This is a genomic window from Gimibacter soli (genome assembly GCF_028463845.1).
Taxonomy (GTDB): Bacteria; Pseudomonadota; Alphaproteobacteria; order Sphingomonadales; family Kordiimonadaceae; genus Gimibacter; species Gimibacter soli.
On record NZ_CP116805.1, the window covers coordinates 2491844 to 2515282 of the forward strand.

The following is a 23439-nucleotide window of genomic DNA, read 5'->3' on the forward strand; positions in this document are numbered from 1 at the left end:
ATTTACAATGAATTACCGGATAATACCGCGATTGGCACAGCCTTTGCTGATATGCTGTCACAAAAATGAAAATTACCAAGACCCGATATCCACGGAGGAATACTATGCCCACTTTGAAACTGCGCCGTTCTCTTGTTCCCCTGGTTCTGATTGCCTCGGCTGCTGCTGTAGCCCCGAGCGCTGCCATGGCGGACGACGAGCCTTACTTCAGCCTTTCCGCCAATGCTTCGCTCGTCAGCGAATACCGCTTCCGCGGCCTTTCGCTTTCTGAAAAAGATCCTGCCATTCAGGGCGGCTTCGATGTTTCAACCAAGGATGGCTTCTATATCGGCGCCTGGGGCTCCTCGATCGAGGGCTATGGCACCGACACCGGCGGCCTTTCCGAGCTCGAGCTTGACATCTATGCCGGCTACGCCACTGAAATCGGCGCGGGCCTGACTGCAGATATCGGTGTCCTCGCCTATACCTATCCGGGTTCGGACGGCACCCATTATGTGGAAGCCTACGGCTCCATTTCCGGCAACTTCGCCGAACTGGTCGACTGGAAGCTTGGCGCTGCCTACGTATGGGGTGGCCAGGCCAACCTCACCAACCAGGACAATATCTACGTTTATCTGGATGCCGGCGTGCCGATCAAGGACACCCCGATCACCGCAACGGGCCACATCGCCTATGAAGACGGCGCCTTTGGCGACGGCAAATGGGACTGGAACCTCGGCCTTGAGTATGCGTTCGAGCAATACAGCGTCAGCGTTCAGTATGTGGACACCAACGTCGACGGGATCGGCGCTGCCGCCGCCGTCTTCGGCCTGCATGCGTCCTTCTGACGCCTGATCAACCTTTCTATAGTTTCTGGACCAACTTGGGGGCGCTACGGCACCCCCATTTTTTTTTGATTTTCTGATAGCTTTTGGCCCTTTCTGCCCTTGAAGCAGCCCGCAGCCCCGCCTATGCTGCGCCGCGTCAGTCCTGACGCCGAACCCAATTCTCTCAAGGAATTTTCCGATGTCCTTCCTGTCCAGCTCGCTCGACCGTATCAAGCCCTCGCCGACCATCGCCGTGACCACCAAAGCGGCAGAACTCAAGGCAGCTGGCAAGGATGTGATTGGACTGGGCGCAGGCGAGCCCGATTTCGATACGCCCGACCATATCAAGGAAGCCGCCATCGCTGCGATCCGCGCGGGCGACACCAAATACACGGCCGTTGACGGCACCCCGGCCCTGAAGAAGGCCGTGGTCGAGAAGTTTCGCCGCGAAAACGGCCTGACCTATGATGTGAGCCAGATCACGGTGAATGCCGGCGGCAAACACACGGTCTATAACGCCATGATGGCGACGCTCAACCCGGGCGACGAGGTTGTGATCCCCTGCCCTTACTGGGTCAGCTACCCGGATATCGTCCTCCTCGCCCAAGGCGTGCCGGTGTTTGTGCCGACCACGCTTGAACAGAATTTCAAGATGTCGCCCGAGGCGCTTGAAGCCGCGATCACGCCGAAGACCAAATGGCTGATCTTCAACTCGCCCTCGAACCCGTCGGGTGCGGCCTATTCGGAAGCCGAGATCAAGGCGCTGGGTGAAGTGCTGAAGCGCCACCCGCACGTCCATATCTTCTCGGACGATATATACGAGCATCTCGTTTACGACGATTTCAAGTTCAATACGATTGCCGCCGTGGTGCCCGAGCTTTACGAACGCACGCTGACCATGAACGGTGTAGCCAAGGCCTATGCCATGACCGGCTGGCGGATCGGCTACGCCGGCGGCGATGCCAAGCTTGTGAAAGCCATCGCCAAGGTACAGTCGCAGTCGACCTCGAACCCCTGCTCGATCTCGATGGCTGCAACCGTTGCCGCCCTCAACGGCCCGACCGACTTCTTCGCCGAGCGTGCTGCTGTATTCAAAGGCCGCCGCGACCTAGTGGTTGACATGCTGAACGCCGCCGAGGGCATCACCTGCCCGAAGCCCGAAGGCGCCTTCTATGTTTACCCCTCGATCGCCGGCTGCATCGGCAAAACCACGCCCAAAGGCCAGAAGATTCTGACCGACAGCGACTTCGTGACCTATATCCTCGAAGACTTCGGCGTTGCCGCCGTACAGGGTGAAGCCTTCGGCACCTCGCCGCACTTCCGGGTGAGCTATGCGACCTCAACGGAAGCGCTGACCAAGGCTTGCACCCGCGTGCAGGAGGCGTGCGCCGCGCTCAAATGACCGGCCTGATTGCCAACGATCCCGATACATGGGCCACCCTGCTGATCCTGATCGCAGCGGTGGCCCATGCCACTTACAGCGCCCTCCTGAAGAGCGCGTCCGACAAGGTCGCCGCTGCCGTCGGCATGAATATTGTGGGCGGGGTCGCCTTCGTGCCCGCCGCCTTCCTTGTGCCGCCGATGCCATTGCATGGCTGGCTGTGGATCGCGGCCTCGGTGGCCGTGCACGTCACTTACCAGCGGCTGGCGCTTTATTCCCTGTCGCGCGGCCAGCTTTCGACCGTCTATCCCATCGCCCGCGGCACCGGGCCGCTTGTCATCGGACTTCTCAGCTTCTTCTTTCTGCCTGAGCCCCTGACACTCTGGCAGTTCGGTGGTGTTCTGGTGCTGGTGACCGGCATTTTTGCCATGTCGGGCCTTCACCCCCGCCACCTTTTCCATTCAGGCAAACGCGAGGCCGGCGTCGGCAGTGCCATGCTTACCGGGCTTACCATCGCCTCCTACAGCCTGATCGACGGGCTGGCCGTCAAGGAATTCGGCTTTTCCTATATCGTCTGGGTGAACCTCGTGTTCGCGCCCTTCTTCGTGGCGAGCGCCCTGATCCAGCGCCCGGTGAAGCCCCTGATGCAGGCGGTGCGCAAGGAGTGGAAGATCGGGCTTTTGACCGGGATCGTCTCCTACGGCGGCTACACGATCACGCTTTATGCCTTCCAAATCGGCGGCCTCGGCGAGATTGCGGCACTCAGGGAAACGAGCATTCTGTTCGCTGCCCTCATCGGCGCCGTGTGGCTCGGCGAACCCATGACTCGGCGCAAGACGGCGGCGACCCTTCTGATTGTATCCGGCGCCCTTGCCATAAAATTGGCGGGTTGACCTGTTAATCGATTTTTTCGATCACAGACACACCTTTAATCGTCTGTATATATTCCCATGTCTGTGGCATAACCATTTCAACAGCAAGGAGAAATGAATATGAGCCCCAAGACGACGAAGAAATCTGCCACCGTTAAGGCTATTGTTGCTTCCCCCGCCGTTGTCGATGATCTCAAGGTCATCCTCGCGGAAACCGTTCAGCTTTATATCCTGACCTACAACGTACACTGGAACGTCACCGGTCCACTTTTCCAGCCGGTGCACCTGCTGACTGAAACGCAATATACCGAAATCGCGCTTGCCGTTGATGAAGTCGCGGAACGCATCCGTACCCTTGGCCAAAAGGCCCCTGCCGGCTTCAAGGTCTACCAGAAACTGGGCTCGATCGCGGACGGCGATGAAAACGCCTCGGCCGAAGATATGGTCAAAAGCCTTGTGGCTGCCCACGCCCACCTCGCCGCACGCATCCGTCCGGTGATTGGCAAGGCAGCCGAAGTACATGATGAAGTAACTGCAGGCCTCCTGACCGACCGCCTGCAAGCCCACGAGAAAGCAGGCTGGATGCTCGGCGCCATGCTCGCCTGATTAAAGGCAGACACCTGCAAAAATGAAAACCGGGCGCCCAAGAGGCGCCCGGCTTCATTTTGGCTAAATGCAGCTTCCTAGAAGCGGAAGTTGGCCGACAGCATCAGGCGGCGGCCGATAACGTCATAAGTCGACGGATCGGTACCCGACTGCACGTTCGGTGCATAGGTTTGCGGCTGCTTGTTGAACAGGTTGTTCAGGCCGGCGCGGAAGGTCATATTCTCGGTGAAATTCCAGCTGACAGCGGTATCGAAATACCAGACAGCTTTGGTACCGGTGGGCGACGTTTCACCAAGGAACTCAACAGAAGCCCGGTTTTTCATGCCGTCGATGAAGCGGCTACGGAGGTCAACCGAGAAGTCACCCACGGTCCAGCGGGTGTTCAGGTTGGCTTTCCATTTCGGGAAGGTCTGACCGAGGCCGACACCGAAATACGGTACGGTGCCCGCATAATCGATCACCGGCAGGAAGTCCCATTCCTGAACCTTGTAATCCATCACATGGTTCACGGAGAGGCTCATGTCGATAGAACCCGCCGACGGTGAAGCACCGAGCCATTCCAGATCGAAGCCCCAGCCAACGAGCAGGTCAAGACCGGTCGTTTTGGTGAAGCCCTGGTTGTTGCCCGGGATATTGCCGTCATCCGTATTCGGGTCCTGAAGGGCCAGAATGTCACCGCCTGCGCGGAAGATATACTGGCATGAACCATAGTCGGCCGACATGCTCTGATTATTGCCATAATAGTTATAGCAATCCGCGATCAGCAGGTTCACGTTCGGCGTATTGATCAGGCCCGTTACCTTGATGTTGTAGTAATCAAGCGAGGCAACCAGACGCGAAGTCCACTGATTGCTGGTGGGGGCGTTGTAAACGGCGCCCAGCGTGATCGTGGTCCCTTTTTCCGGCTGCAGTTCGGTATTGCCGGTGGTGTTGATCGAAGCCTGGGTGCCTGGCGTCTGCGAATAGGTGTCGGGCGCGCCCACACCGGTTGCAGCACAAAGCGCCCGTGCGTCAGCCCCGCCCGAAGTGCGGAACACGGTCGTCACCGAGCAAGGATCGAAATACTGTGGGGCAGCACCGCCACCGTCAAAGAGCTCGCCGAAGTTCGGGGCACGTACCGACTTCTGGTACGAACCACGGAAACGCGGCCAGCTCGGGTCGACCTGCCAGCTGAGTTCCGCCTTGAAGGCCGAGCTGTTGTCTGCCTCACCAACGATCCCGCGGGCGGTATCGGTGAATTTGGCGCTCGACAGGCGGTAGCCAAGGCTGAGTTCCAGCGTTTCAGCCCAGCTTTCGCCAGAGGCAAGCGGGACAAGGGCTTCAAGGAAGATATCGTTGAAGCGGTTCTTGCCACCAGCCGGATCCTGGGTGTTGAAGCCCGAGACCGGACCGCTCAGTGAACCCGGATCGAAGTCATACTTGAAGTGACGGGTCTCAGCCCCTGCCACAACGCTGACCGGGCCAGCGGGTGCTTCGAAGAGCTCGCCGGTGATGTAGCCCTGCGCGATCTGCTGCTTGAAGACCGTGCCGGTACGTGCATCAACCGTGAAATAGTCGACACATTCTTGCGAGACTTCCTGACGGCCGAACGGATTGTATCCGCCGGCGCAGAGGCTGGCGCCACCGTCGGCTGCTTCAAGGGCATTCTGGATACGCTGGGTATCAAGGTTACCGGTCTGGCGCTGTTCGATGGTCGTCTTGCCTTCCATGGCATAGGCTTCCCAACGCCAGTTGTCGCCGAGGGTGCCACGAAGGCCTGCCATATATTGCAGCACGGTGTTGTCATAGTTGGACTGGCGCAGGCCACCCCAGAGCGAACGGGACCGCATCAGGAACGGTTCGGTTGCGCCCGAGCCCACGAGGTTCGGGTTGTCACCCGACCGCGAAGCCAGCACTGCCGCGAAGTCGGCCGGAATGAAGGGGTTGGTAACCGGCACGATCAAGGTGTTGTTGATCAGGCCACCCGGTACCACGAGATCGGTTTTCACCCGCGAACTTTCGGTGCCAGCGGTGTTTTCGAAACCGACAGTCGGGAACGGTGTCGGCGCCAGCGCAGTTGCCGAATTGTAGTTGGTCCACGAAGCCGAAGCGAAAACCTCGATACTGTCGCTCAGTTCATAATTGATCTTGGTAGAGAACGACTTGCGTTCCACCGGCAGGATCAGCAGGTTCACAGCGTCGAAGTTGTAACTGTAGACATCCGGGAACAGCGAGGTGTTGACCCCGTTATCGATCGGATAGCGCCAGTTCACAACGTCGATCGGCGTATTGAAACCGCCGTAACCGATCAGCGTGCCATCAAGGTTGAAGCCGATGATGCTGCCATTCGCCGGTACTGCACCCGCACCAACGCCATATTGGGCGAAGATTGCATCAACCGAAGCCTGGGTCGGGTTGTTGCCACCGCTGAAATAGCGACCTTCCGGGAAGAAGGAGGTGGTCGACGTGGCGATTTCCGCAAATTCACGCTGCGATTTGATCAGGGCTTCCCTCGAGGAATAATCAAACGAGAAGATCGCATTGCCCTTGTCGTCGGCGAAGTTGCCCCCGATAACGCCCGAAACGTTATATTCCTTGGCGTCCCACTGCTTCAGCGAGTTCGAATAGTTGGCGCGCACATCCAGCCCTTCGAAATCATTCTTCAGCTTGATGTTGACAGCACCGGCGATGGCATCGGCACCATAAGCGGCACCGGCACCGCCCGTGATGATTTCGATGCTGTCGATCATCGCGGCCGGGATGGTGTTCAGGTCGACCGTCATGTTCGAGGCCGACACCATTGTGCGGCGGCCATCGACCAACACGAGGTTGCGGTTGGCGCCAAGGCCGCGAAGGTCGATGTTCGACTGGCCGTTGTTGCCGGGGTTGTTCGAGCTCGTGGTACCCGCCGGGTTCACTTGCGGCAGGGTGTTGAGGAAGGTGTCAATCGTGACATCTGCACGGCTGTTCAGTTCTTCCGCACCCACGGTCGAAACCGGGCTGTTGGCGACATAGTCCTTGCGCACAATGCGCGAGCCGGTGACGACAACCTCTTCAAAGGCCATATCCTCATCTGCACCGGTTGAATCCTGTGCTGCTACCTGTGCTCCCAATCCGCCGGTCGCAAGGGCCACGAGGGCCACATTGCCAAGATACCGGGCGGCTCTTCCATACGTTCTGCGTTCCATGGAACATTCTCCCTTATGTCATTGAATCGGAGAGCTTCGGGCGAATGCCTCCGCCCCCGACACCCCCTCAGACACATGGGATTTCACTTCCCTCATACGACGGATGATTTAGATCGGAGCCTGTTACATAATTGCAACATTCGTCAGCATGACCCGACCGGTCACATAAAATTACACTGGTCATAACGGGGAAGACACGGCAAGCTTGCATCACAAGAAAAAAGGGCGACACAAAGATGCCGCCCTCAAAAGTGTGCTTGGAAACACAAAGTGTGCACCTGTTAAGACCCACGGGTACGGCAATCCCTCAACGGATTTCCGAAAAAATTCACAGATGCACAAAAAATGCATGAATCGTGGTGTGTTAGCGGGTTTTAAGGAGGAACGGAACAAGCAAGACGCACACAATGAATAGCCAAGCCTTCAAGCTATACAACAAGGACGACAGCGTGACTTTCCTCAACTTTGGGGCCGCGGGCAGAACAGCGCGGGACCGCGCTGTTGCAGACTGCAGCCGTGAGCAAATCTCTGCTCTGGAAACGGCAATTACCGAAAATCGACCGATACTGGTCAACTGGCTTCGCCGAAAACTGGGCAATGACGACAGTGCCGAAGATCTGGCGCAGCAGGTTTTTCTGCGTGCCGTGAATTATGCAGGCACCAACGAGATTGCCGAGCCCCGTGCGCTTCTGTTCAAGATTGCTGCCAATCTGGTTATCAACGAGTACCGCCGCCGCGCGATGGAAGCCATGCACTTTGTGCCGCTGGATGACGATGCGCCGGCAAATGCCTTTGATGCCACAAAGGCGGAATCCCAGTCTCCCGAGTTCCAGCTCCTCCACAAACAGCAACTGCAGCTTCTGAAAGCTGCGATCGATGCCCTGCCCGAACGTCAGCGCACCGCGTTTGTCATGAACCGGTTTGAAGGCAAAACCTATCCGGATATTGCGGCGGTCATGCAGGTCTCGGTCAGCACCATTGAAAAATACATGATGGAGGCGCTCCGCCAGTTGCGGGACGCGGCAGGTCGCACCCCCCTTTCTCCGGGCCAGACGAAACCTGCCAATCCAAACGATCGGGACACCAAATGAACGAAAACAATAATCCCATGCCCGCTGAACTGATCGACGAAACGGCGCACGGCTGGGTCGCCCGTCAACGCTCCGGCATAATGGACGAAAGCGATGTCGCCGAGCTGAATGACTGGCTGGCTGCTGCCGAGCAGCACCGTGATGCCTATTGGCGAGCCCGGGCCTTCGATGAATCGCTCGATGACATCGCCGCCGAAGTACTCGAGCCCCTGCTCATCGCCGAGCTTGAGGCAGATGCCGCGGCGGCCGCTGAAGCAAGGATGCCGGCAGGGCCCGCCACGGGCGATATATTGCCTTTCAGGAAGGCCGCCCCGCCAGCCCCAACAAACAGTGGATGGCGCACGATGATGCAGGCAGCGGCAGTTTTTCTGGTGGCCGGGGTTGCCGGGCTCATGCTTTGGCAAGAGCCACCTGCCGAAGCAACAATTTACGAAACTGCTGTCGGGCGGCAGCAAACGATCAGCCTGGCAGATGGCTCGGCCGTTACCCTCAACACCGGCAGTCGGCTCGAAGCGGGGCTTGACGGCAACGACCGGCATGTCCGCCTGCAGCAGGGCGAGGCCTTCTTCGATGTCTCGCACGATGAAGCCCATCCCTTTGTTGTTGAAAGCGGCAACACCCGCATCATTGTGCTTGGCACCAGTTTCAGCGTGCGCCACGACAGCGAAGGCGAAACCGTGGTCGTCCTCACCGGCCGGGTTCAGGTTCAATATGAAAACGACCAGCGCACCGAAAGCGCGCTTCTTTCCGCCAACGAGCGTATCAAGGTCAGTGAGACTGATGAGCCGAAAGTCGAGAAAAGCGAGCCGGGGATCGATTTCGCCTGGCGGGATGGCTGGCTGAGATTCCGCCAGACTCCCCTGGCCGAGGCCGTCGCGGATCTCAACCGTTATCGCCGCCAGAAGCTTGTCATCGAGGACGAACGCCTAAAGAACTTGCCCCTGACAGCCGACTTCAGGTTTGAACAGGAAGCTGACACGGTCAAGGCACTGGAAGCCGCCTTCAACCTGAAGGCACGCCGCAGCACGACAGGCGAGATGATCCTTGAAGCTGCGCAGTCCTGACCATCGCAAACGGAGCAAGGCACTTCTTGGCCTTGCGCTTTGCGGCATCACATTGCCTGCCGCCGGCGCCGATGAGGTGCGGGCAGCGATGGAGTTCACTATCCCGAGCCAGCCGCTGCCGGCCGCGCTGACATCCTATGTCGACCAGACCGGCATCGGTATCGTCGTCGACAGCCGGCTGATTGCCGGCAAGACAGCCCGGGCCGTCACCGGTCCGATGCTCCCGCTTGATGCACTGGAACACATGCTGGCGGACAGCGGGCTCGATATCCGGCGGATTGGCCAAGGCACAGTATCGCTGACGCCCATGCGCGCCCTCAATGTTGACAGTGCCCGCCGGATCGCGCCCTTGCCGGTTGCCGAAATACGGCATACGGCCGCCCGTGACATCCCGATTGAAGAACTGCTGGTAATCGGCGAACGACCGCCGCAATTCACCCAGCCGAACGGCCACCCTGTCTCACGGCTCAATTTGGATCAGATTTCCGGCAACGGCTATCTGACTGCAGCAGACGCACTGACCAGCCTGCCAATGATGGAATCGACCATCGGTCTTATCAACTCGGCGATTTATGGAACGGCCACCGCCCTCTCGCTGGTTGAACTGCGAGGGCTCGGCGCAATGCGCACCCTTGTCCTTGTGAACGGCAAGCGCGTCGCCAGTACGCTTGGCGGCAACGACATGCTGCAAGGTACCGATCTCAATTCCATCCCGCTTGATGACATCGAACAGATTGAGGTCATCAGGGGCAATAGCTCGGCGGAATATGGCGAAGAAGCTATCGGCGGCGTCATCAACTTCAAGCTGGCGCGGGACAGGGAAGGCTTTTCGCTGACGACAAACAGCGGCATCAGCCAAAAGGGCGACCGGCAGAATATCAGCGGCAGCATGCGCTATGGCACGCCCTTCAGTGGTGGATCGGGCTTTGTTTCCGGCAGCATTTCCTACGCTGCTTCTGGCGGGCTTCTCATGAGCGACCGCCGGATTACATCGAGCCCTGCCGACTTCGCGAAAGATGGCAGAAGGGTCCCGTTTCAGGAGGGGGGCGTCTATACGCCGGGCTTCGGCGGCAGCACCTTTACGCAGAACGGCACTATCATCGGCTATTGGACAGCCGATGGGGAACTGCGCAACTTTTCGGACGGCTCCTACCTCATCGCCCCGGACGGCAGCTCGATCACACGGCCCGAAGGCAAGCCCGGCGAGCGGTACAATTATTCAAGCGCCCAGTCGCTGGTTGCGCCGCTGGAGCGTTGGACCGCAAACTTCTACATCGACAAGGATATCGGCAGCAGCGCCGAATGGCGCCTTGATGCCGGCTTTGCCCGCTCAAGCGCTGACACGACCCTCGCGCCGCTGCCGCTGGTCGCGGGTACCGATATCGTCGAAGCGACGAGCCCGATTTATGGCATCGATCTCGATCATCCTGCGATCCCGGAGAGTGTGCGGCAGGAACTGCTGGCCGCGTCCGGCGGTGCGGCATCTCGCCTGCTGCTCACCCGGCGTCTTGTAGAACTTGGCAGCCGAACGTGGCTTTTGGACCGGGATACGATCAACGCCTCAACCGGCATTTCGGGCAGCTTTGCCGATATCTGGCACTATGACCTCGACCTCCTCTACAGCCAGACCATCGTCAAGGAACGCCGCCGGGGGCTGGTCAACCTTTCAAAGCTGTTGCGGGCACTGGATGCCGAAGACTGCGCGGCCGAGCCCGGTTGCACGCCGGTGCATCTGTTTGGCGCTAACGGGATATCACCTGAGGCCGCCATCTATATCGGCGCGGCAGAAACACGGCGCCGTCTGACAAGCTACAGCAAGATTGCCAGCTTCTCGCTGGAAGGCAACCTACGCTTCCTTGGGCGTCCCACGACCCTGAATACCGGGCTGGAATATCGCCACGACAAGATCAAGGACCGCCCGGAAAGCAGACATGCCCCCGGCGAGGTACTCAGTACCTTCCCCCTTCTTTCGACGGAGGGCAGCACAAGCGTGCCATCTGCCTGGTCACGGCTTTCTCTCTCGCTCATCGACAACAAGCCTTTTGTCCATGCGCTGAACGTTAACATGGCTGCACGGGTGAGTTCCCAGGGCAGCTCCGGGACGCTTTTCAGCCGTAGCCACAGCCTTGACTGGCAACCCGCCAAAGGGATTTCGGTCAATTTTTCCTACAGCCGAAGTGAACGCCCGCCCTCAACACTCGAAATGTTCCTGAACGGCCCATTTGGCTACGATCCCTACAACGATCCCTGTGCCGGGATAGAAATCCCCGACAACTCAGACCTCGCGGCGAACTGTGATGCCGTACTGCCAACAGATGCCCATGATCTGTTCGAGCAGGAGAACCCCAATACGCTCGTCTGGTACGAAGGCAGCACCGAGCTTGAGGCGGAACAGATCAAGAGCACTTCTCTTGGCGTTGATTTCGCCACCCAGCCCATATGGCCGGACGCAGGTTTTCAGGCTGGCCTAAGCATTGACTGGTACCGTAACCGACTTTGGAATGTGATCGGATACCCTACCGCTTCCGACGTGCTGGCGACCTGCTATCAGTCGCCGGAGTTTTCCCACCGCTTTTGCGGTGCCGCCCCGCTCAGTGGCCGTCCGATCATCACGCGCGACCCGGTCTCCGGGCAGGTCAGCCGCGTCATCGTCACCCCGCTTGCACAGGGCCGCGGCAGCACCGAAGGCGTTGAGACTGAATTATGGTTCAGCTTCGACACATCGAATGGCGCCCTTGGCAACAAGTACGGGCTGCAACATCTCGATCTCAGCATTTCGCACCATTATTCGATCAAGGTTTCGCGGCAGCTGTCGCTGCAACAGGACGAACAGAATCTGAGCGGAACGACAAAATATCCGAAGCACCGGATGGAAGTCCGTTCGGACCTTGATTTCGATGCGCTTGCCATTGGCCTGTCGGCCCACATCCGGGGCCCCGGATACGCCGATGCCGCCCCCCTGCCAATCGCCGCCGCCCGGGCACCCTGGATTGTCACCATGGACTTGTCGGCACGCTACCGGCTGAGCGACACCGTTACCATGACGGCGTCCGTGCAGAACCTGTTCAACAAGGACGCGCCCTTCTTCGCCTTCAGCACAACCTCAGGCACGTCCCCAGAATATTATGACGTGGTGGGAAGACGATTCAGTCTTGGCGTGCGCCTCGCATTCTGACCACGCCTACGGAAGCATCGTCAGGTGGCATGTATCCTGCTACTGTCGGGATATAGTGAAATGTTCAGGAAACTCCCCCGATGTCCAATCCATATCAATCGCTTGGCCCTTCAAAATTCTGGCGCTCCGGTGTCGCTGAAATTGAACAGGGCAAAAGCTTTCCTGACATCTGGTGCCCCAAATACCCGGTTGGCGAGCAGTCCGGATTCATCACAGCCGGGTCTTGCTTTGCCCAGCATGTCGGCAAATGGCTGACATCGAACGGCTTTCGATTTTCGCCGTCCAGGCTTGCGCCAGCGTTCAATTTTTCCTTCGCGCTCGGCAACATCTACACCCCTGCCCTGATGCGCCAGTGGCTGGAGGCCGCTGCAGGAGGCAAAACCCTCACCGGGCACATTGCCGAAACGGACGGCAAGTTTTTTGACCTGCTGCGCCCTGCTGTGGTCACGGACGGGTTTGAAAGCGCTGCTACCTTACAGGAAGCCAGAGAAAAGGCGATTGCCGAGATCGCGGAGCAGATCAGGAGTGCGGAGATATTCGTGTTCACGCTCGGCCTGACTGAAGCATGGCGCCATAGCGATGGTACGGTCTATCCCATGTGCCCGGGCACGATCTGCGGCACATTTGACCCCACCGCCCACCACTTCCACAATTATGGCCACGCCGAAACGCTGGCCGAAATGAAGGCCGTGCGGCGCCTCGCCCGCGAAATCAACCCGGATATCCGCTTCCTCCTGACCGTATCGCCCGTTCCGCTCACCGCCACAGCAGCAGACGACCATGTGCTTGTGGCAACGACCTATTCAAAATCGGTGCTGCGGGCCGTTGCCGGCGAGCTTGCCGCAAGCCATGCTGATATCGACTATTTCCCTTCCTTCGAGCTGATTGCCTCCCCGCCGATCCAGGGACGGTATTTCGAGGAAAACCAGCGCAACGTGAAACCCGAAGGCGTGTCATTTGTGATGTCGCACCTGAGGGCAGGCCTTGGAGGGGCGCCCCAAGACTCAGCGCAGCCCGTGGCCGCTGACGAAGATGCCATTTGCGAGGAATTGCAGCTCGAAAGCTGGAACAACAGCTCGAAAGTCGATACCACGGCGCGCTTCTGCCTCGTCGGCGATAGCCATATGCCGCTTCTGGCCAGGAGTTTCGCCCGGGCTAACATCCCAACGGTCGGCGGCATGACCATGATGGGGGCTTCGTGGGCCGCGGGCAAATTCCGCCCCGATGAGGACGACTTCTTCGTGCCGCTCGAGGGCCGGGCATCCCGTCGCAACTGGCTGCAAACGCTCGAGCATCTTGAAGCCATCGAAAAGGTCGCAGGTAAGCCGGTTATCGTGACCAACATCGGCCTCAATACAAGGGCCAGCGTCAATCAGCTGATCCAGTGGCTGCAAGCCCGCAACATGTTGCAAAATCTGGACGTCAACAAATGCTTCGACTTCTTCAATGAAGTGAAGGCCCCACACAAGGCCGCCATCAAGGCATTTGTCGATGCGGGATACGGGGTCGTTGTTTTCTCCGACCCGCCATTGCAACGCTTCTACGACACCGGCTCGGAGATCGAACCGTTTGTCGAGCTTTATGAGAAACTCTATTGCCTTGTCGTGCGCTCGGTGGGCGCCGAATTCATTCTGGTGCGGGAAAAGATGGCGGAGGAGGGCCGGATCAGCGAAGCCCTGTGCTCTGACACACCGCTGGCGGACGGCGGGCGGGACTGGATGCACGGCAGCGATGCCTATTATGACATCATCCGCGACTGGCTTGTCGCCCTTGAGAAAACAAAAAGCCCGGTCAGATGACCGGGCTTTTTATCATGGTCGGGGAGACAGGATTCGAACCTGCGACCCTCTGTTCCCAAAACAGATGCGCTACCAGACTGCGCCACTCCCCGACGCCCGCTCCTTCTAGGGAACTGTAGCATCGCTTGGCAAGCGGAAAGTTCGGGATTATTCGCCCGCGGCGATCAGGTCGTGCAGGATACGGTCGCCCGGCTTGATGCCGAGCTCCGCTGCGCGGCCACCGGCAAGCTCCAGGACACCGATCACCCTGCCCTTCGAGGGGCGCGGATCATCGGTCTCAGGCTCGGCATTGGCGATGATATTGGCCACCCGGCCATCGGTGCGGATAAAGAGCATATCAAGCGGGATCAGCGTATTGCGCATCCAGAACTGGGCGCGCACGGGCTCCTCGAAGATGAAAAGCATGCCGTGATCGGGGGCCAGATGGGTGCGGAACATCAGCCCTTCGGCGCGGGACATGTCATCCGTTGCCGTTTCCACCTGAAATTCGATCCGGGCGCCATCGCCCTTCACGACAGCAAGTGGCGAAAGCGGCCCTTGTTGTTCGCCCGCCGCAAGCGGCAAGGCGGCCACTGCCAGAAGGCAGAAGCCGGCCAATAATGTTTTGAAGGTACGCAGCACAGATTGCCCCTGGGCTTTAAGGGATCACGCGTCCCCGGGCAGTGCGATCTGGGCTACAAGCGGCCCGCGCTCGCCCCGGCCGATCCGTACGCGTACGGCCTGCCCGGGCTCGAGATCCGTCAGGCCTGCCCGGCGCAGCGTCTCGATATGGACGAAAATATCAGGTGTGCCTTCACCACGCGACACGAAACCGTATCCCTTGGTGCGGTTGAACCATTTGACACTGACGTCTTCATATTCGCGCGCGACCTCAACTTCCATCCCCGGATGGGAGAAGGACGAACGCCCCAGATCTTCGGGCGAAACGGCTGTTGAAAGGTCGAGCGAGCTTACACGAACAGCCTGCCGCCCCTTGTCGCGGGCGACAGCTTCGCAAATCACGGTTGTCCCCTCGGGGACTGAACGGCGTCCAATTTCACGCAGTACGGAGAAATGGAGAAGAATGTCGCCATTGCCATCATCGGGCACCATGAATCCGTAGCCTTTCACGGCATCGAACCATTTGACGCGCCCGGTAACTTGCTGCGCATTCTCGACGGGCCGGTCCTCCAAACGCGCCTGATCACGGCCACTCATATCTACCCCCCTTAAATAGTCACGGACGGATATGCCTGACCGCCCAAAAATTAACCATTCATTAACTATATAGCAAACATTGGCTCAAAATAAAACCGCCCGCAACTGTTTTCGTTGCGGGCGGTTTGTCGTTTCGTCACCGGCCTGTTGCTTCAAGACAACGGGCAGGAACTTGTTTTAGTGACCGGTTTTATCCGGAACACCGTGCGTACCGGCGGTGTCACCCATGTCGGCAGCTTCGCCCACAAGCTCATGGTGATGCTTGATCAGCTTGGCTTCATACATGTATTCGGTGCCCGGAATAAGCAGGTGGGCAACGGCAAGATAGCCAATGATCGACATGGTGATCGTGTAGGGCAGCGCCATCACGACCATGCGCATGTAGCTGAGCCGGATGAGGGGCGCGAGCGCGCTCGTCAGCAGGAACAGGAATGCAGCCTGGCCGTTCGGGGTCGCAACCGACGGGATGTTGGTGCCGGTGTTGATCGCCACAGCCATCATGTCGAAGGTGTCGCGGTCGATCACGTGGGTCGACAGTGCCTTCGCAGCTTCAGTGATATAGACCGTTGCCACGAACACGTTGTCCGAGATCGCCGATAGCACCCCGTTCGCCACATAGAAGGCTGTGATCTGGCCGTGCCCGTCAAGGCTCAGCACGAGATCAGTGACCGGACGGAAGAGATCGAGGTTACCGATCACCGCCACAACCGCGAAGAAGACCACGAGCAGCGAGGTGAAGGGCAGTGCTTCCTGGAAAGCATGGCCGATCTGGTGTTCTTCGGTCACACCGGTCAGCGCCGATGCGAGAACGATGATGGTCAGGCCGATAAGACCGACAGCGGCAAGGTGGAACAGAAGCGCCACGATCAGCCAAAGGGCAACAATGCCCTGAAGTACGAGCGAAATCTTGTCCTTCTTCGTGCGGCGCCCGCTTTCGTAGGCGTCATAGTCCTGCAGGATGGTGAGGACTTTCGGCGGAATCTTGCCGCCATAGCCGAACCAGCCGGTGAGCTCGAGCAGCACACAGGTGATGAGGCCGGTGAAGAGAACCGGAATGGTCACGGGCGACATGCGGAGGAAGAATTCCGCAAATCCCCAGTTGGCGCGGCTGCCGATCATCAGGTTCTGCGGCTCGCCAACGATGGTGCAAACGCCACCAAGGGCGGTACCGACAGCAGCGTGCATCATCAGGCTGCGCAGGAACGCGCGGAAACCTTCAAGGTCTTCCTGACCAAGCGGCTCGATCGTCGTGTCGTCGCCGTGATCGTGGTCGTGATGGTAATCCTTGCCCGAAGCTACCTTGTGGTAGATCGAGTAGAAACCGACCGAAATCGCGATAACGACGGCGATAACCGTGAGCGCATCAAGGAAGGCCGACAGGAAGGCGCCGGCAAAGCAGAACATCAGGCCAAGAAGGACCTTGTTCTTGACGCGCACCAGGAGCTTCGTGAAGACAAACAGCAGCATGTCTTTCAGGAAGTGGATACCCGCTACCATGAAGACGAGGAGCAGGATCACTTCAAGGCCGTGCTGGACCTCGTAATAGACCTGATCGGGCGACGCCATGCCGATGGCGATGGCCTCGATGGCGAGAAGACCGCCGGGCTGCAGCGGATAGCATTTCAGCGCCATCGCAAGGCAGAAGATGAATTCGAGAACGAGCACCCAGCCGGCGATCCACGGATCCACGGCGAAATAGATGATCGGGTTAATTACAAGAAATGCCAGAATGGTCAGCTTGTACCATTCGGCGGAATGCCCGAGGAAAAGTCTCCCCGTCGGGTTCGCAAAAAGCGACATTGTCCACCCCTAAACTTTATTGGAAGTCCTCAATCCGGTCGCAGCTTTTCCCTGGCCAGCTTCCGGCGTGCAGTTCGCTTTTACAAACCCCCTATTCCCAAATCAAGGATAACCGGTAGCGATACCGGCTATCGGCTTAAGGCTTGCCAGCCACAGCGGGGCGGCGCTAGTCTCCGGCAAAATGGGGATGGGCACACGCGTATGGATCATGAACTACAGACACTGATCAGTTGGCACCTTGCGGGGCAGAAGGTGGCCCTTGCCATCGTGGCGGAAACATGGGGTTCTGCCCCGCGCCCGGCTGGCAGCCTGATGGTGATCCGCAAGGATCAGGCCTTCGAGGGATCCGTGTCCGGTGGCTGCGTTGAAGGCGCCGTCATCGCAGAGGCAACCGAACTGATGCATTTCGGCGGCGCCAAGCGGCTGAATTTCAGCGTCGCTGATTCCGAGGCATGGGGCGCCGGCCTCGCCTGTGGTGGCCAGATTCGCATCCTTCTCCTCGCCGTTGACCATGCGCTTTCCGAAATCCTCGGCGACACGCTGAAAAAACTGCAGGCAGGCAAGGATACGCTGCTCGAGATCGATATGAAGCGCGGCACGATCAGCATCCCCCGCTATGTGGGTGAGGAGATCAGCGGCAGCGACATCCCCATCATCGAGGGCGACACGCTTTTCCTGCCGGTGAAATCGAAGCCGAAACTGGTGGTCGTCGGTGCGGTTCACATCGCGCAGCATCTGGTGCAATTCGCGAACGAATCCGGATTCGCGGTCACCGTTGTGGACCCGCGCGGCGCTTTCACCGACAGCCGCGTGTTCGGCAAGGCGGAAATCGTGCGCGACTGGCCGGACGATTATCTGAATTCGCACGAGCCCGACAGCCGCACCGCCGTTGTCACCCTGACCCACGATCCGAAGCTGGATGACGCAGCGCTCAAGGTGGCGCTCCGTAGTGACGCCTTCTATATCGGCGCACTCGGCAGCCGCAAAACCCACGGCGCGCGGATCGAACGGCTGAAGCAATATTCGTTCGACACGGCGACCCTTACCCGTATCCAGGGTCCTGTCGGGCTCAAGATCGGCGCGGTAACGCCCGCCGAGATCGCGCTTTCCATCATGGCGGAAATCATCTGCATCATGAGAACGGGCAATGGACTTTGAAGATCGCGCACCGGCTGATGCCATCGGCTGGCAGCTCGCGCACTCCCTGCCCTTTCCCGGTGGCAAACTGACCAAGGGCCATCTGCTGACAGATGCCGACATTGACCGGATGGGGAATACCGCCCGCACACCTGTCGGTGTTTTCCGCTTGGGACCAGACGATTGCGGCGAGGATGACGCCGCCACAAGGATTGCAGCCACGCTTGCCGGCGCCGGCGTGCGGGCGGCAGCCCCCGTTCATGGCAGGGTCGATCTGTTCGCGGCGGCTGACGGCCTGTTGCAGCTGCCGACGGATCAGCCCCAAGGTCTCGGTGGCTATCCCACCGCGCTTGCCACCCTCAGCCCATCAGCACCGGTAAAAGCTGGCGACAAGGTTGCAAGCCTCAAGGTCATCCCGTTCGGCCTGCCCTCACGCGACGTGAAGGCTTTGGCCGCTGCAGCGGCTGCCCTGCAAGTCGCGCCCTTCAAACCGTTCAGGGCAGCACTTCTGAATGCAGATGCGCCGGGAGGTGAGAAGCTGGTGAAAGTCACCGATGCTCGCCTTGCCGCTGCCGCAGGTGCACTTGCTGTCCATGCCGACTGCGGGTTTGACAAGGCATCGCTCGCCGATGCGCTGGCAAAAGCAAGCACCGCGTCGCCGGATGTGATCCTGATTGCCGGCAAAGCAGCCATCACCGACGCGCGCGATATCGTGCCTGCAGCCCTTGTGGCGGCTGGTGGGGAAGTTCTGCAACTTGGCCTCGCGGTCGATCCCGGCAACCTCCTGATGCTCGGCAAGCTAGGGAACAGCCTTGTCATTGGCATGCCCGGCTGTGCCCGCAGCCCCGCCCGCAACGGGCTGGATCTGGTGCTGGAGCGGTTCGCAGCGCGCCTGCCGCTTGACCCCGCAGCCCTCAGCACCCTTGGTGCTGGCGGTCTTCTGGAGCCCGGCCGCGGACGTATCGAGGTTACCAGCAGCAATGCTGAACCGCGCATCGCTGCCATTGTCCTTGCCGCCGGATCGGCCCGGCGCGCGGGCGGCGTCAACAAGCTGACAAGCCGGTTGAACGGTGAACCCGTGCTCGCACGCAGCATTAGAAAAATATCAGAACCAATTAAAAATAAAGACAATATCATCGTCATAACGGGCCACGATTCAGCGTCGAGCGGCGCGATTGCTGTCGCAGAGGGCGTCGTGGCAATCCACAATCCGGCACATGCGGAAGGCATGAGCACCAGCCTGAAAGCCGGCCTTGCGGCCCTGCCCGAGTGTGACTGGTTCCTTGTGGCGCTGGGTGACATGCCCTTCGTGCGGGCCGATACGATCAAGGCACTGATCAATGCCGGTGAAGACGACCCCACAGCCGAAATCATCGCTCCCCTCTTCGCCGGGCGGCGCGGCCATCCAGTGCTATGGCGGGCCGATCTGAAAGCTGAACTGATGCAGGTTGAAGGCGACAAGGGCGGCAAGGCCGTAATGGCGGCGCACGAAGCTGGCGTGCTTGAAGTGCCGGTTGACGACCCCGGCATCCTCATCGATCTCGACACGCCCGAGCTTCTCGCCCTATTCGGTGCGGTTACAGAAGCTCCCTGAGGGCGTCTTCGTCCATATCGAGGATTTCCGTCGCGAGGCTATAGGAAAAGCCGCCGCGCATCATGGCGCCCAGTTCCTTGCGGCGACGGTCGTCGCTTTGCTCCTTGCCCGTACCAAAGGCACCGAACCGGCGGCGACGCGCCAAAGCAGCCGCCGCTCTGCGATCCAGTGAGGCACCTTCGTCGGTATCGATTGTTTCCAGCGCCCCGGCCACGCCCTCTTCGCCGATGCCCCGGTGGCGCAGGTCGGCCGCAATCGCGCGTCCGGGCTTGCCCTTGCGCAGCAGCGTGGCGGCGCGGGCGCGGGCATAGGCCGCGTCATCCACATAGCCCAGCTCCACGCAGCGGTCGGCCACGGCCTCAACCCAGCCTGCCTCCTCCGTGCTTGGCGGGGCGTCGTCCTCATGCCGTCGGCGCACCTTGCGGATCAGCACCTCTACAAGCCGGCTTCGTGTTGCCGAATAACGCCCCAGATAATGCAGCGCCGCCCGTTCCAGCCATTCCTTGGTGACTGGCCGGGCCCGGCGTGCCTTGGCGGGGTCAGAGTGCACCGATCCGCTCCACAAAGCGGTCGATATCTTCTTCCGACAGATAATAGTGCGGCGATGCGCGAAGTGTGGTGTCGACCCCGCGTGCCTCAAGGTCGATCCGTGTATGCGCCACCGACGCCACATTCACCGCGATACCTTCTGCTTCCAGCAGCGCTTTCACTGCTGCCGGGTCATGCCCCTCCTTGCGGAAGGTCACGATGGCGCCGTAAGCGCCGGGCGGACAGGTCATGGTGACACCGGGAAGGCTGGCAAGACCCGAGCGAAGCCGGTCAGCGAGGCCAAGTGCCCGCGCCATCAGCTCAGCCGGGCCATGGTCGCGGAAATAGCCAAGCGCAGCCCCGAAACCGAGGACGGCAACCACATTGCGCTCCCATGCTTCAAAGGCGCGGGCATCATCCCTGAGGGCAAAGCGGTCGGTCGCGACCCAGGCGCTGTTGTTGGTGACAAAGGCGAGCTCAAGCCGCCGCCGCATTTCAGGCTTCACGTAAAGGAAGCCCACACCGCGCGGCCCGCGCAGGAACTTGCGCGCCGTGCCGATCATCATGTCGCAGCCGATCTCGTCCACATTCACCGGCACATGGCCTGCGGACTGGGCGGCGTCCAGCAGGAACGGCACCCCCTTGGCCCGTGCCACCTTGCCAACCGCCGCAACAGGATTCACCTGCCCGCTTGAAGACGGCACATGCACGAGGCTGATAAGCCGGGTGCGGGCATCGACAAGGCTTTCGAGGGCAGCCACATCAAGCTCGCCGTTCGCGCCGGGCGGTGCCACGCGGATTTCGATCCCGCGCCGCTCAGCCTGATGCAAATAGGCAACATAGTTGGCACAATATTCATTGTAGCCGGTGACGAGATTGTCGCCCGGCTCGAACGGAACACTGTAGAAAAGCCGGGTCCAAGCATCCACCGCACCGCTTGTCAAAGCATAGTCCGCTGTCTTGCCGCCAAAGAGGGCTGCAAGCGACATATAGACGCCGTCCATCTCCGCCGCCGTGCGCTCCTGCCCCACGTAGCCGCCAGTCTCTGCCTCGAGTTTCAGCTGCTTTTCCATGCGCTCGATCACCGGCCGCGGCATCAGGGCCGAACCGGCATTATCGAGGTGCAGTCGCGTGGCCGCCCCTGGTGTGTCGTTACGCAGATCGTTCAGGTTCTGTTCAGGCATATCAAATGTCTTCCGCTGTCATCTTTTGGCCGCAATGGCTCTCTAATCGAACTCGCAGACTACCCGGCAGGCCAGAAATCACTTGCGCCGGAGCCGCGCAGATTGTAATTCAGCCGTAACATTCGGGACAAAACTAACTGCCTGAAATGAATAAAATGGGACCCGGGCGAATCAAGGATTTTCTTTCGGGTTTGCAAGCAAAATATCAGTTCCAGGGACGGGACCGACGGCGAATCGGAACGACCCTCGTATGTTATTTGGTACCGGTCCGTTTGTCTGGATCTATTTGGTTGAAGCGAGCGCTATGACTTCAGTAACGCCTACCCTTGACCCCACCCTGCCGCGTCGCTTTGCGGACTTCGATACTCTTGTCGACGCAATGGAATATGCGGCGCAGGGTATTCGGGGCGCCAATTTTTTTGACGCACGGGGTGATCTTGTAGAGTCGGTTACCTGGACCGAAATTCGTGACCGCGCCCGTATCATCGGCCGCAAACTGACGGGCCTTGGCTTCAAGCCGGGCGACCGCATTGCGTTGATCGCCGAAACGAGCGCCAATTTCGTGGCCTTTTTCGTGGGCTGCCAGTATGCGAGCGTCCTGCCCGTGCCACTGCCCCTGCCGACCTCGTTCGGTGGCAAGGAAGGCTATGTGAGCCAGCTGCAGGGCCAGATGCAAAGCTGCGATGCCTCGGGCATCATGGCGCCGGAATTCATGAGCAGCATCATCGCCGAAGCCACCGAAGGCATGAGCCTGCGCTTCAAAGGCTCCTACGCTGACTATGCCGCCGCCGATGCAGACGCCGAGCATAACCTGCCGACCGCAGATGACCTCGCTTACCTGCAATATTCTTCCGGCAGCACGCGCTTCCCGCACGGTGTGGCGGTTACCCACCGGTCGCTCCTTGCCAACACCTTCGGCATGGGCTTCCACGGCGTGAAGCTGCAGGATACCGACCGCTGCGTTTCCTGGCTGCCTTTCTACCATGACATGGGCCTTGTCGGCACGCTCCTCACCACCCTCACCTGCCAGGTATCGGTGGACTTCATCCCGACCGAGGAATTTGCCCGCCGCCCGCTTACATGGCTGCGTGTTCTGTCGAACAACAAGGGCACCATTTCCTACAGCCCGACCTTCGGTTTCGATGTCTGCTCGCGCCGCGCTGCCATGCGCGCCAGCGCCCTTGAAGGCCTCGATCTTACCAGCTGGCGCGTGGCCGGTATCGGCGGCGACATGATCCGCCCCGACGTGATGCGTGACTTCTTCGAGACCTTCCGGTCGATTGGCCTCAAGAAAACGATTTTCCTGCCGAGCTACGGCCTTGCCGAATGCACCTTGGGTGTGAGCTTCGGCGAAGTGGGCAAAGGGATCGAGATCGATCTCGTCGAGGAAGCCCTTCTGGGCGGCGACCGCCACCTCCTCGTCACCAACTCCAAGGACAACGACCGCAAGCGCGAAGTTGTCAACTGCGGCAAGCCGCTCCCCGAATATGAGATCGAAATCCGCGACGAAGACGACGCCGCCCTTGGCGAAGGCCATGTGGGCCGTGTGTTCGTACGTGGCACCTCGGTCATGCGGGAATATTTCAACGATCCCGAAACCACCCGCGACGTTCTGTCGGAAGACGGCTGGCTCGACACCGGCGACATGGGCTACATGAAGCGCGAGTGCCTCTATATCGTTGGCCGCGCCAAGGACATGATCATCGTCAACGGCCGTAACCATTGGCCGCAGGATATCGAATGGGCTGCCGAGCAGCTTCCGGGCGTGAAGGCCGGCGATATTGCCGCCATTTCGGTTCCCGGCGAGAATGCCGAAGAAGTGCCGATGATCCTTGCCCAGTGCCGCCAGTCGGACCCGGCGGACCGCGCCCGTTTCGCCGACATGCTGAAAAAGCATGTCCAGAAAACCACCGGCATCAACTGCCTGATCGAGCTTGTCGGCCCACGCGCCCTGCCGCGCACCTCTTCGGGCAAGCTCAGCCGCTCCAAGGCCCGCAACCAGTATCTGTCGGGCCGCCTGCAGGCCCTCGCGAGCTGA

General features: G+C 59.8%; 17 protein-coding genes and 1 tRNA gene. 11 read left to right on the top strand and 7 right to left on the bottom strand.

Annotation, left to right across the window (positions count from 1 at the left end):
* Positions 1–104 precede the first annotated feature (104 nt).
* The 4 genes from PH603_RS11695 to PH603_RS11710 all read left to right on the top strand — a co-directional run bounded on the left by PH603_RS11695 (position 105) and on the right by PH603_RS11710 (position 3665).
* On the top strand, positions 105–827 hold the full coding sequence (locus PH603_RS11695; protein WP_289502711.1) for a TorF family putative porin: 723 nt from the start codon (positions 105–107) through the stop codon (positions 825–827).
* A gap of 178 nt (positions 828–1005) precedes the next feature.
* Entirely contained in the window at positions 1006–2208 is a 1203-nt protein-coding gene (locus PH603_RS11700; protein ID WP_289502712.1) for a pyridoxal phosphate-dependent aminotransferase, read from the top strand.
* A complete protein-coding gene (locus tag PH603_RS11705; RefSeq protein ID WP_289502713.1) occupies positions 2205–3080 on the top strand; it encodes an EamA family transporter in 876 nt (291 codons plus the stop codon). The genes PH603_RS11700 and PH603_RS11705 overlap by 4 nt, the downstream gene beginning before the upstream one ends.
* Positions 3081–3179: 99 nt before the next feature.
* On the top strand, positions 3180–3665 hold the full coding sequence (locus PH603_RS11710; protein WP_289502714.1) for a Dps family protein: 486 nt from the start codon (positions 3180–3182) through the stop codon (positions 3663–3665).
* Positions 3666–3742: 77 nt separating this feature from the next.
* Here the strand turns inward: PH603_RS11710 and PH603_RS11715 are convergent, their stop codons facing one another.
* The gene (locus PH603_RS11715; RefSeq protein ID WP_289502715.1) at positions 3743–6832 is read right to left on the bottom strand and encodes a TonB-dependent receptor domain-containing protein; all 3090 of its coding nucleotides are present in this window, start codon (positions 6830–6832) and stop codon (positions 3743–3745) included.
* Between the two features lie 407 nt (positions 6833–7239).
* Between PH603_RS11715 and PH603_RS11720 the strand changes: the two genes are divergently transcribed.
* The 4 genes from PH603_RS11720 to PH603_RS11735 all read left to right on the top strand — a co-directional run bounded on the left by PH603_RS11720 (position 7240) and on the right by PH603_RS11735 (position 13961).
* The gene (locus tag PH603_RS11720) at positions 7240–7923 is read left to right on the top strand and encodes an RNA polymerase sigma factor (RefSeq protein ID WP_289502716.1); all 684 of its coding nucleotides are present in this window, start codon (positions 7240–7242) and stop codon (positions 7921–7923) included.
* Positions 7920–8987: a FecR family protein gene (locus tag PH603_RS11725; RefSeq protein WP_289502717.1), complete on the top strand. Its 1068-nt coding sequence runs from the start codon at positions 7920–7922 to the stop codon at positions 8985–8987. The genes PH603_RS11720 and PH603_RS11725 overlap by 4 nt, the downstream gene beginning before the upstream one ends.
* Positions 8968–12162, top strand: a complete 3195-nt coding sequence (locus tag PH603_RS11730) for a TonB-dependent receptor (RefSeq protein WP_289502718.1) — start codon at positions 8968–8970, stop codon at positions 12160–12162. The genes PH603_RS11725 and PH603_RS11730 overlap by 20 nt, the downstream gene beginning before the upstream one ends.
* A gap of 80 nt (positions 12163–12242) precedes the next feature.
* Positions 12243–13961 (top strand): GSCFA domain-containing protein, encoded by a 1719-nt coding sequence (locus PH603_RS11735; protein WP_289502719.1) that lies wholly within the window; start codon positions 12243–12245, stop codon positions 13959–13961.
* Between the two features lie 15 nt (positions 13962–13976).
* Here the strand turns inward: PH603_RS11735 and PH603_RS11740 are convergent.
* From PH603_RS11740 to nhaB, 4 genes are all read right to left on the bottom strand, one after another.
* A tRNA-Pro gene (locus PH603_RS11740) sits at positions 13977–14053 on the bottom strand.
* A gap of 55 nt (positions 14054–14108) precedes the next feature.
* Positions 14109–14582 carry a DUF192 domain-containing protein gene (locus PH603_RS11745; RefSeq protein WP_289502720.1) on the bottom strand — a complete coding sequence of 158 codons (474 nt, stop codon included), beginning with the start codon at positions 14580–14582 and terminating at the stop codon, positions 14109–14111.
* Between the two features lie 24 nt (positions 14583–14606).
* Positions 14607–15158, bottom strand: coding sequence for a cold-shock protein (locus PH603_RS11750; RefSeq protein WP_289502721.1), 552 nt, complete (start codon positions 15156–15158; stop codon positions 14607–14609).
* A gap of 177 nt (positions 15159–15335) precedes the next feature.
* Positions 15336–16958, bottom strand: a complete 1623-nt coding sequence (gene nhaB, locus PH603_RS11755; RefSeq protein ID WP_289502722.1) for a sodium/proton antiporter NhaB — start codon at positions 16956–16958, stop codon at positions 15336–15338.
* Between the two features lie 201 nt (positions 16959–17159).
* Between nhaB and PH603_RS11760 the strand changes: the two genes are divergently transcribed.
* Both PH603_RS11760 and PH603_RS11765 read left to right on the top strand, forming a co-directional pair.
* Entirely contained in the window at positions 17160–18116 is a 957-nt protein-coding gene (locus PH603_RS11760) for an XdhC family protein (protein WP_289502723.1), read from the top strand.
* Entirely contained in the window at positions 18106–19689 is a 1584-nt protein-coding gene (locus tag PH603_RS11765; RefSeq protein WP_289502724.1) for an NTP transferase domain-containing protein, read from the top strand. Before PH603_RS11760 ends, PH603_RS11765 begins: the two co-directional genes overlap by 11 nt.
* Here the strand turns inward: PH603_RS11765 and PH603_RS11770 are convergent.
* Together PH603_RS11770 and PH603_RS11775 are read right to left on the bottom strand one after the other, a co-directional pair.
* Entirely contained in the window at positions 19673–20239 is a 567-nt protein-coding gene (locus PH603_RS11770) for a regulatory protein RecX (RefSeq protein WP_289502725.1), read from the bottom strand. The two genes, PH603_RS11765 and PH603_RS11770, sit on opposite strands and share 17 nt — an antisense overlap.
* Positions 20229–21401 (bottom strand): aminotransferase class V-fold PLP-dependent enzyme, encoded by a 1173-nt coding sequence (locus PH603_RS11775; protein ID WP_289502726.1) that lies wholly within the window; start codon positions 21399–21401, stop codon positions 20229–20231. The genes PH603_RS11770 and PH603_RS11775 overlap by 11 nt, the downstream gene beginning before the upstream one ends.
* Positions 21402–21705: 304 nt before the next feature.
* Between PH603_RS11775 and PH603_RS11780 the strand changes: the two genes are divergently transcribed.
* Positions 21706–23439, top strand: a complete 1734-nt coding sequence (locus tag PH603_RS11780) for a fatty acyl-AMP ligase (protein ID WP_289502727.1) — start codon at positions 21706–21708, stop codon at positions 23437–23439.

What these genes read in the sequence shown, in the direction of transcription:
- PH603_RS11695 (WP_289502711.1), top strand. Translation starts at nt 105, where the DNA reads ATGCCCACTTTGAAACTGCGCCGTTCTCTTGTTCCCCTGGTTCTGATT.
- PH603_RS11700 (WP_289502712.1), top strand. Translation starts at nt 1,006, where the DNA reads ATGTCCTTCCTGTCCAGCTCGCTCGACCGTATCAAGCCCTCGCCGACC.
- PH603_RS11705 (WP_289502713.1), top strand. Translation starts at nt 2,205, where the DNA reads ATGACCGGCCTGATTGCCAACGATCCCGATACATGGGCCACCCTGCTG.
- PH603_RS11710 (WP_289502714.1), top strand. Translation starts at nt 3,180, where the DNA reads ATGAGCCCCAAGACGACGAAGAAATCTGCCACCGTTAAGGCTATTGTT.
- PH603_RS11715 (WP_289502715.1), bottom strand. Translation starts at nt 6,832, where the DNA reads ATGGAACGCAGAACGTATGGAAGAGCCGCCCGGTATCTTGGCAATGTG.
- PH603_RS11720 (WP_289502716.1), top strand. Translation starts at nt 7,240, where the DNA reads ATGAATAGCCAAGCCTTCAAGCTATACAACAAGGACGACAGCGTGACT.
- PH603_RS11725 (WP_289502717.1), top strand. Translation starts at nt 7,920, where the DNA reads ATGAACGAAAACAATAATCCCATGCCCGCTGAACTGATCGACGAAACG.
- PH603_RS11735 (WP_289502719.1), top strand. Translation starts at nt 12,243, where the DNA reads ATGTCCAATCCATATCAATCGCTTGGCCCTTCAAAATTCTGGCGCTCC.
- PH603_RS11750 (WP_289502721.1), bottom strand. Translation starts at nt 15,158, where the DNA reads ATGAGTGGCCGTGATCAGGCGCGTTTGGAGGACCGGCCCGTCGAGAAT.
- nhaB (WP_289502722.1), bottom strand. Translation starts at nt 16,958, where the DNA reads ATGTCGCTTTTTGCGAACCCGACGGGGAGACTTTTCCTCGGGCATTCC.
- PH603_RS11760 (WP_289502723.1), top strand. Translation starts at nt 17,160, where the DNA reads ATGGATCATGAACTACAGACACTGATCAGTTGGCACCTTGCGGGGCAG.
- PH603_RS11765 (WP_289502724.1), top strand. Translation starts at nt 18,106, where the DNA reads ATGGACTTTGAAGATCGCGCACCGGCTGATGCCATCGGCTGGCAGCTC.
- PH603_RS11775 (WP_289502726.1), bottom strand. Translation starts at nt 21,401, where the DNA reads ATGCCTGAACAGAACCTGAACGATCTGCGTAACGACACACCAGGGGCG.
- PH603_RS11780 (WP_289502727.1), top strand. Translation starts at nt 21,706, where the DNA reads ATGACTTCAGTAACGCCTACCCTTGACCCCACCCTGCCGCGTCGCTTT.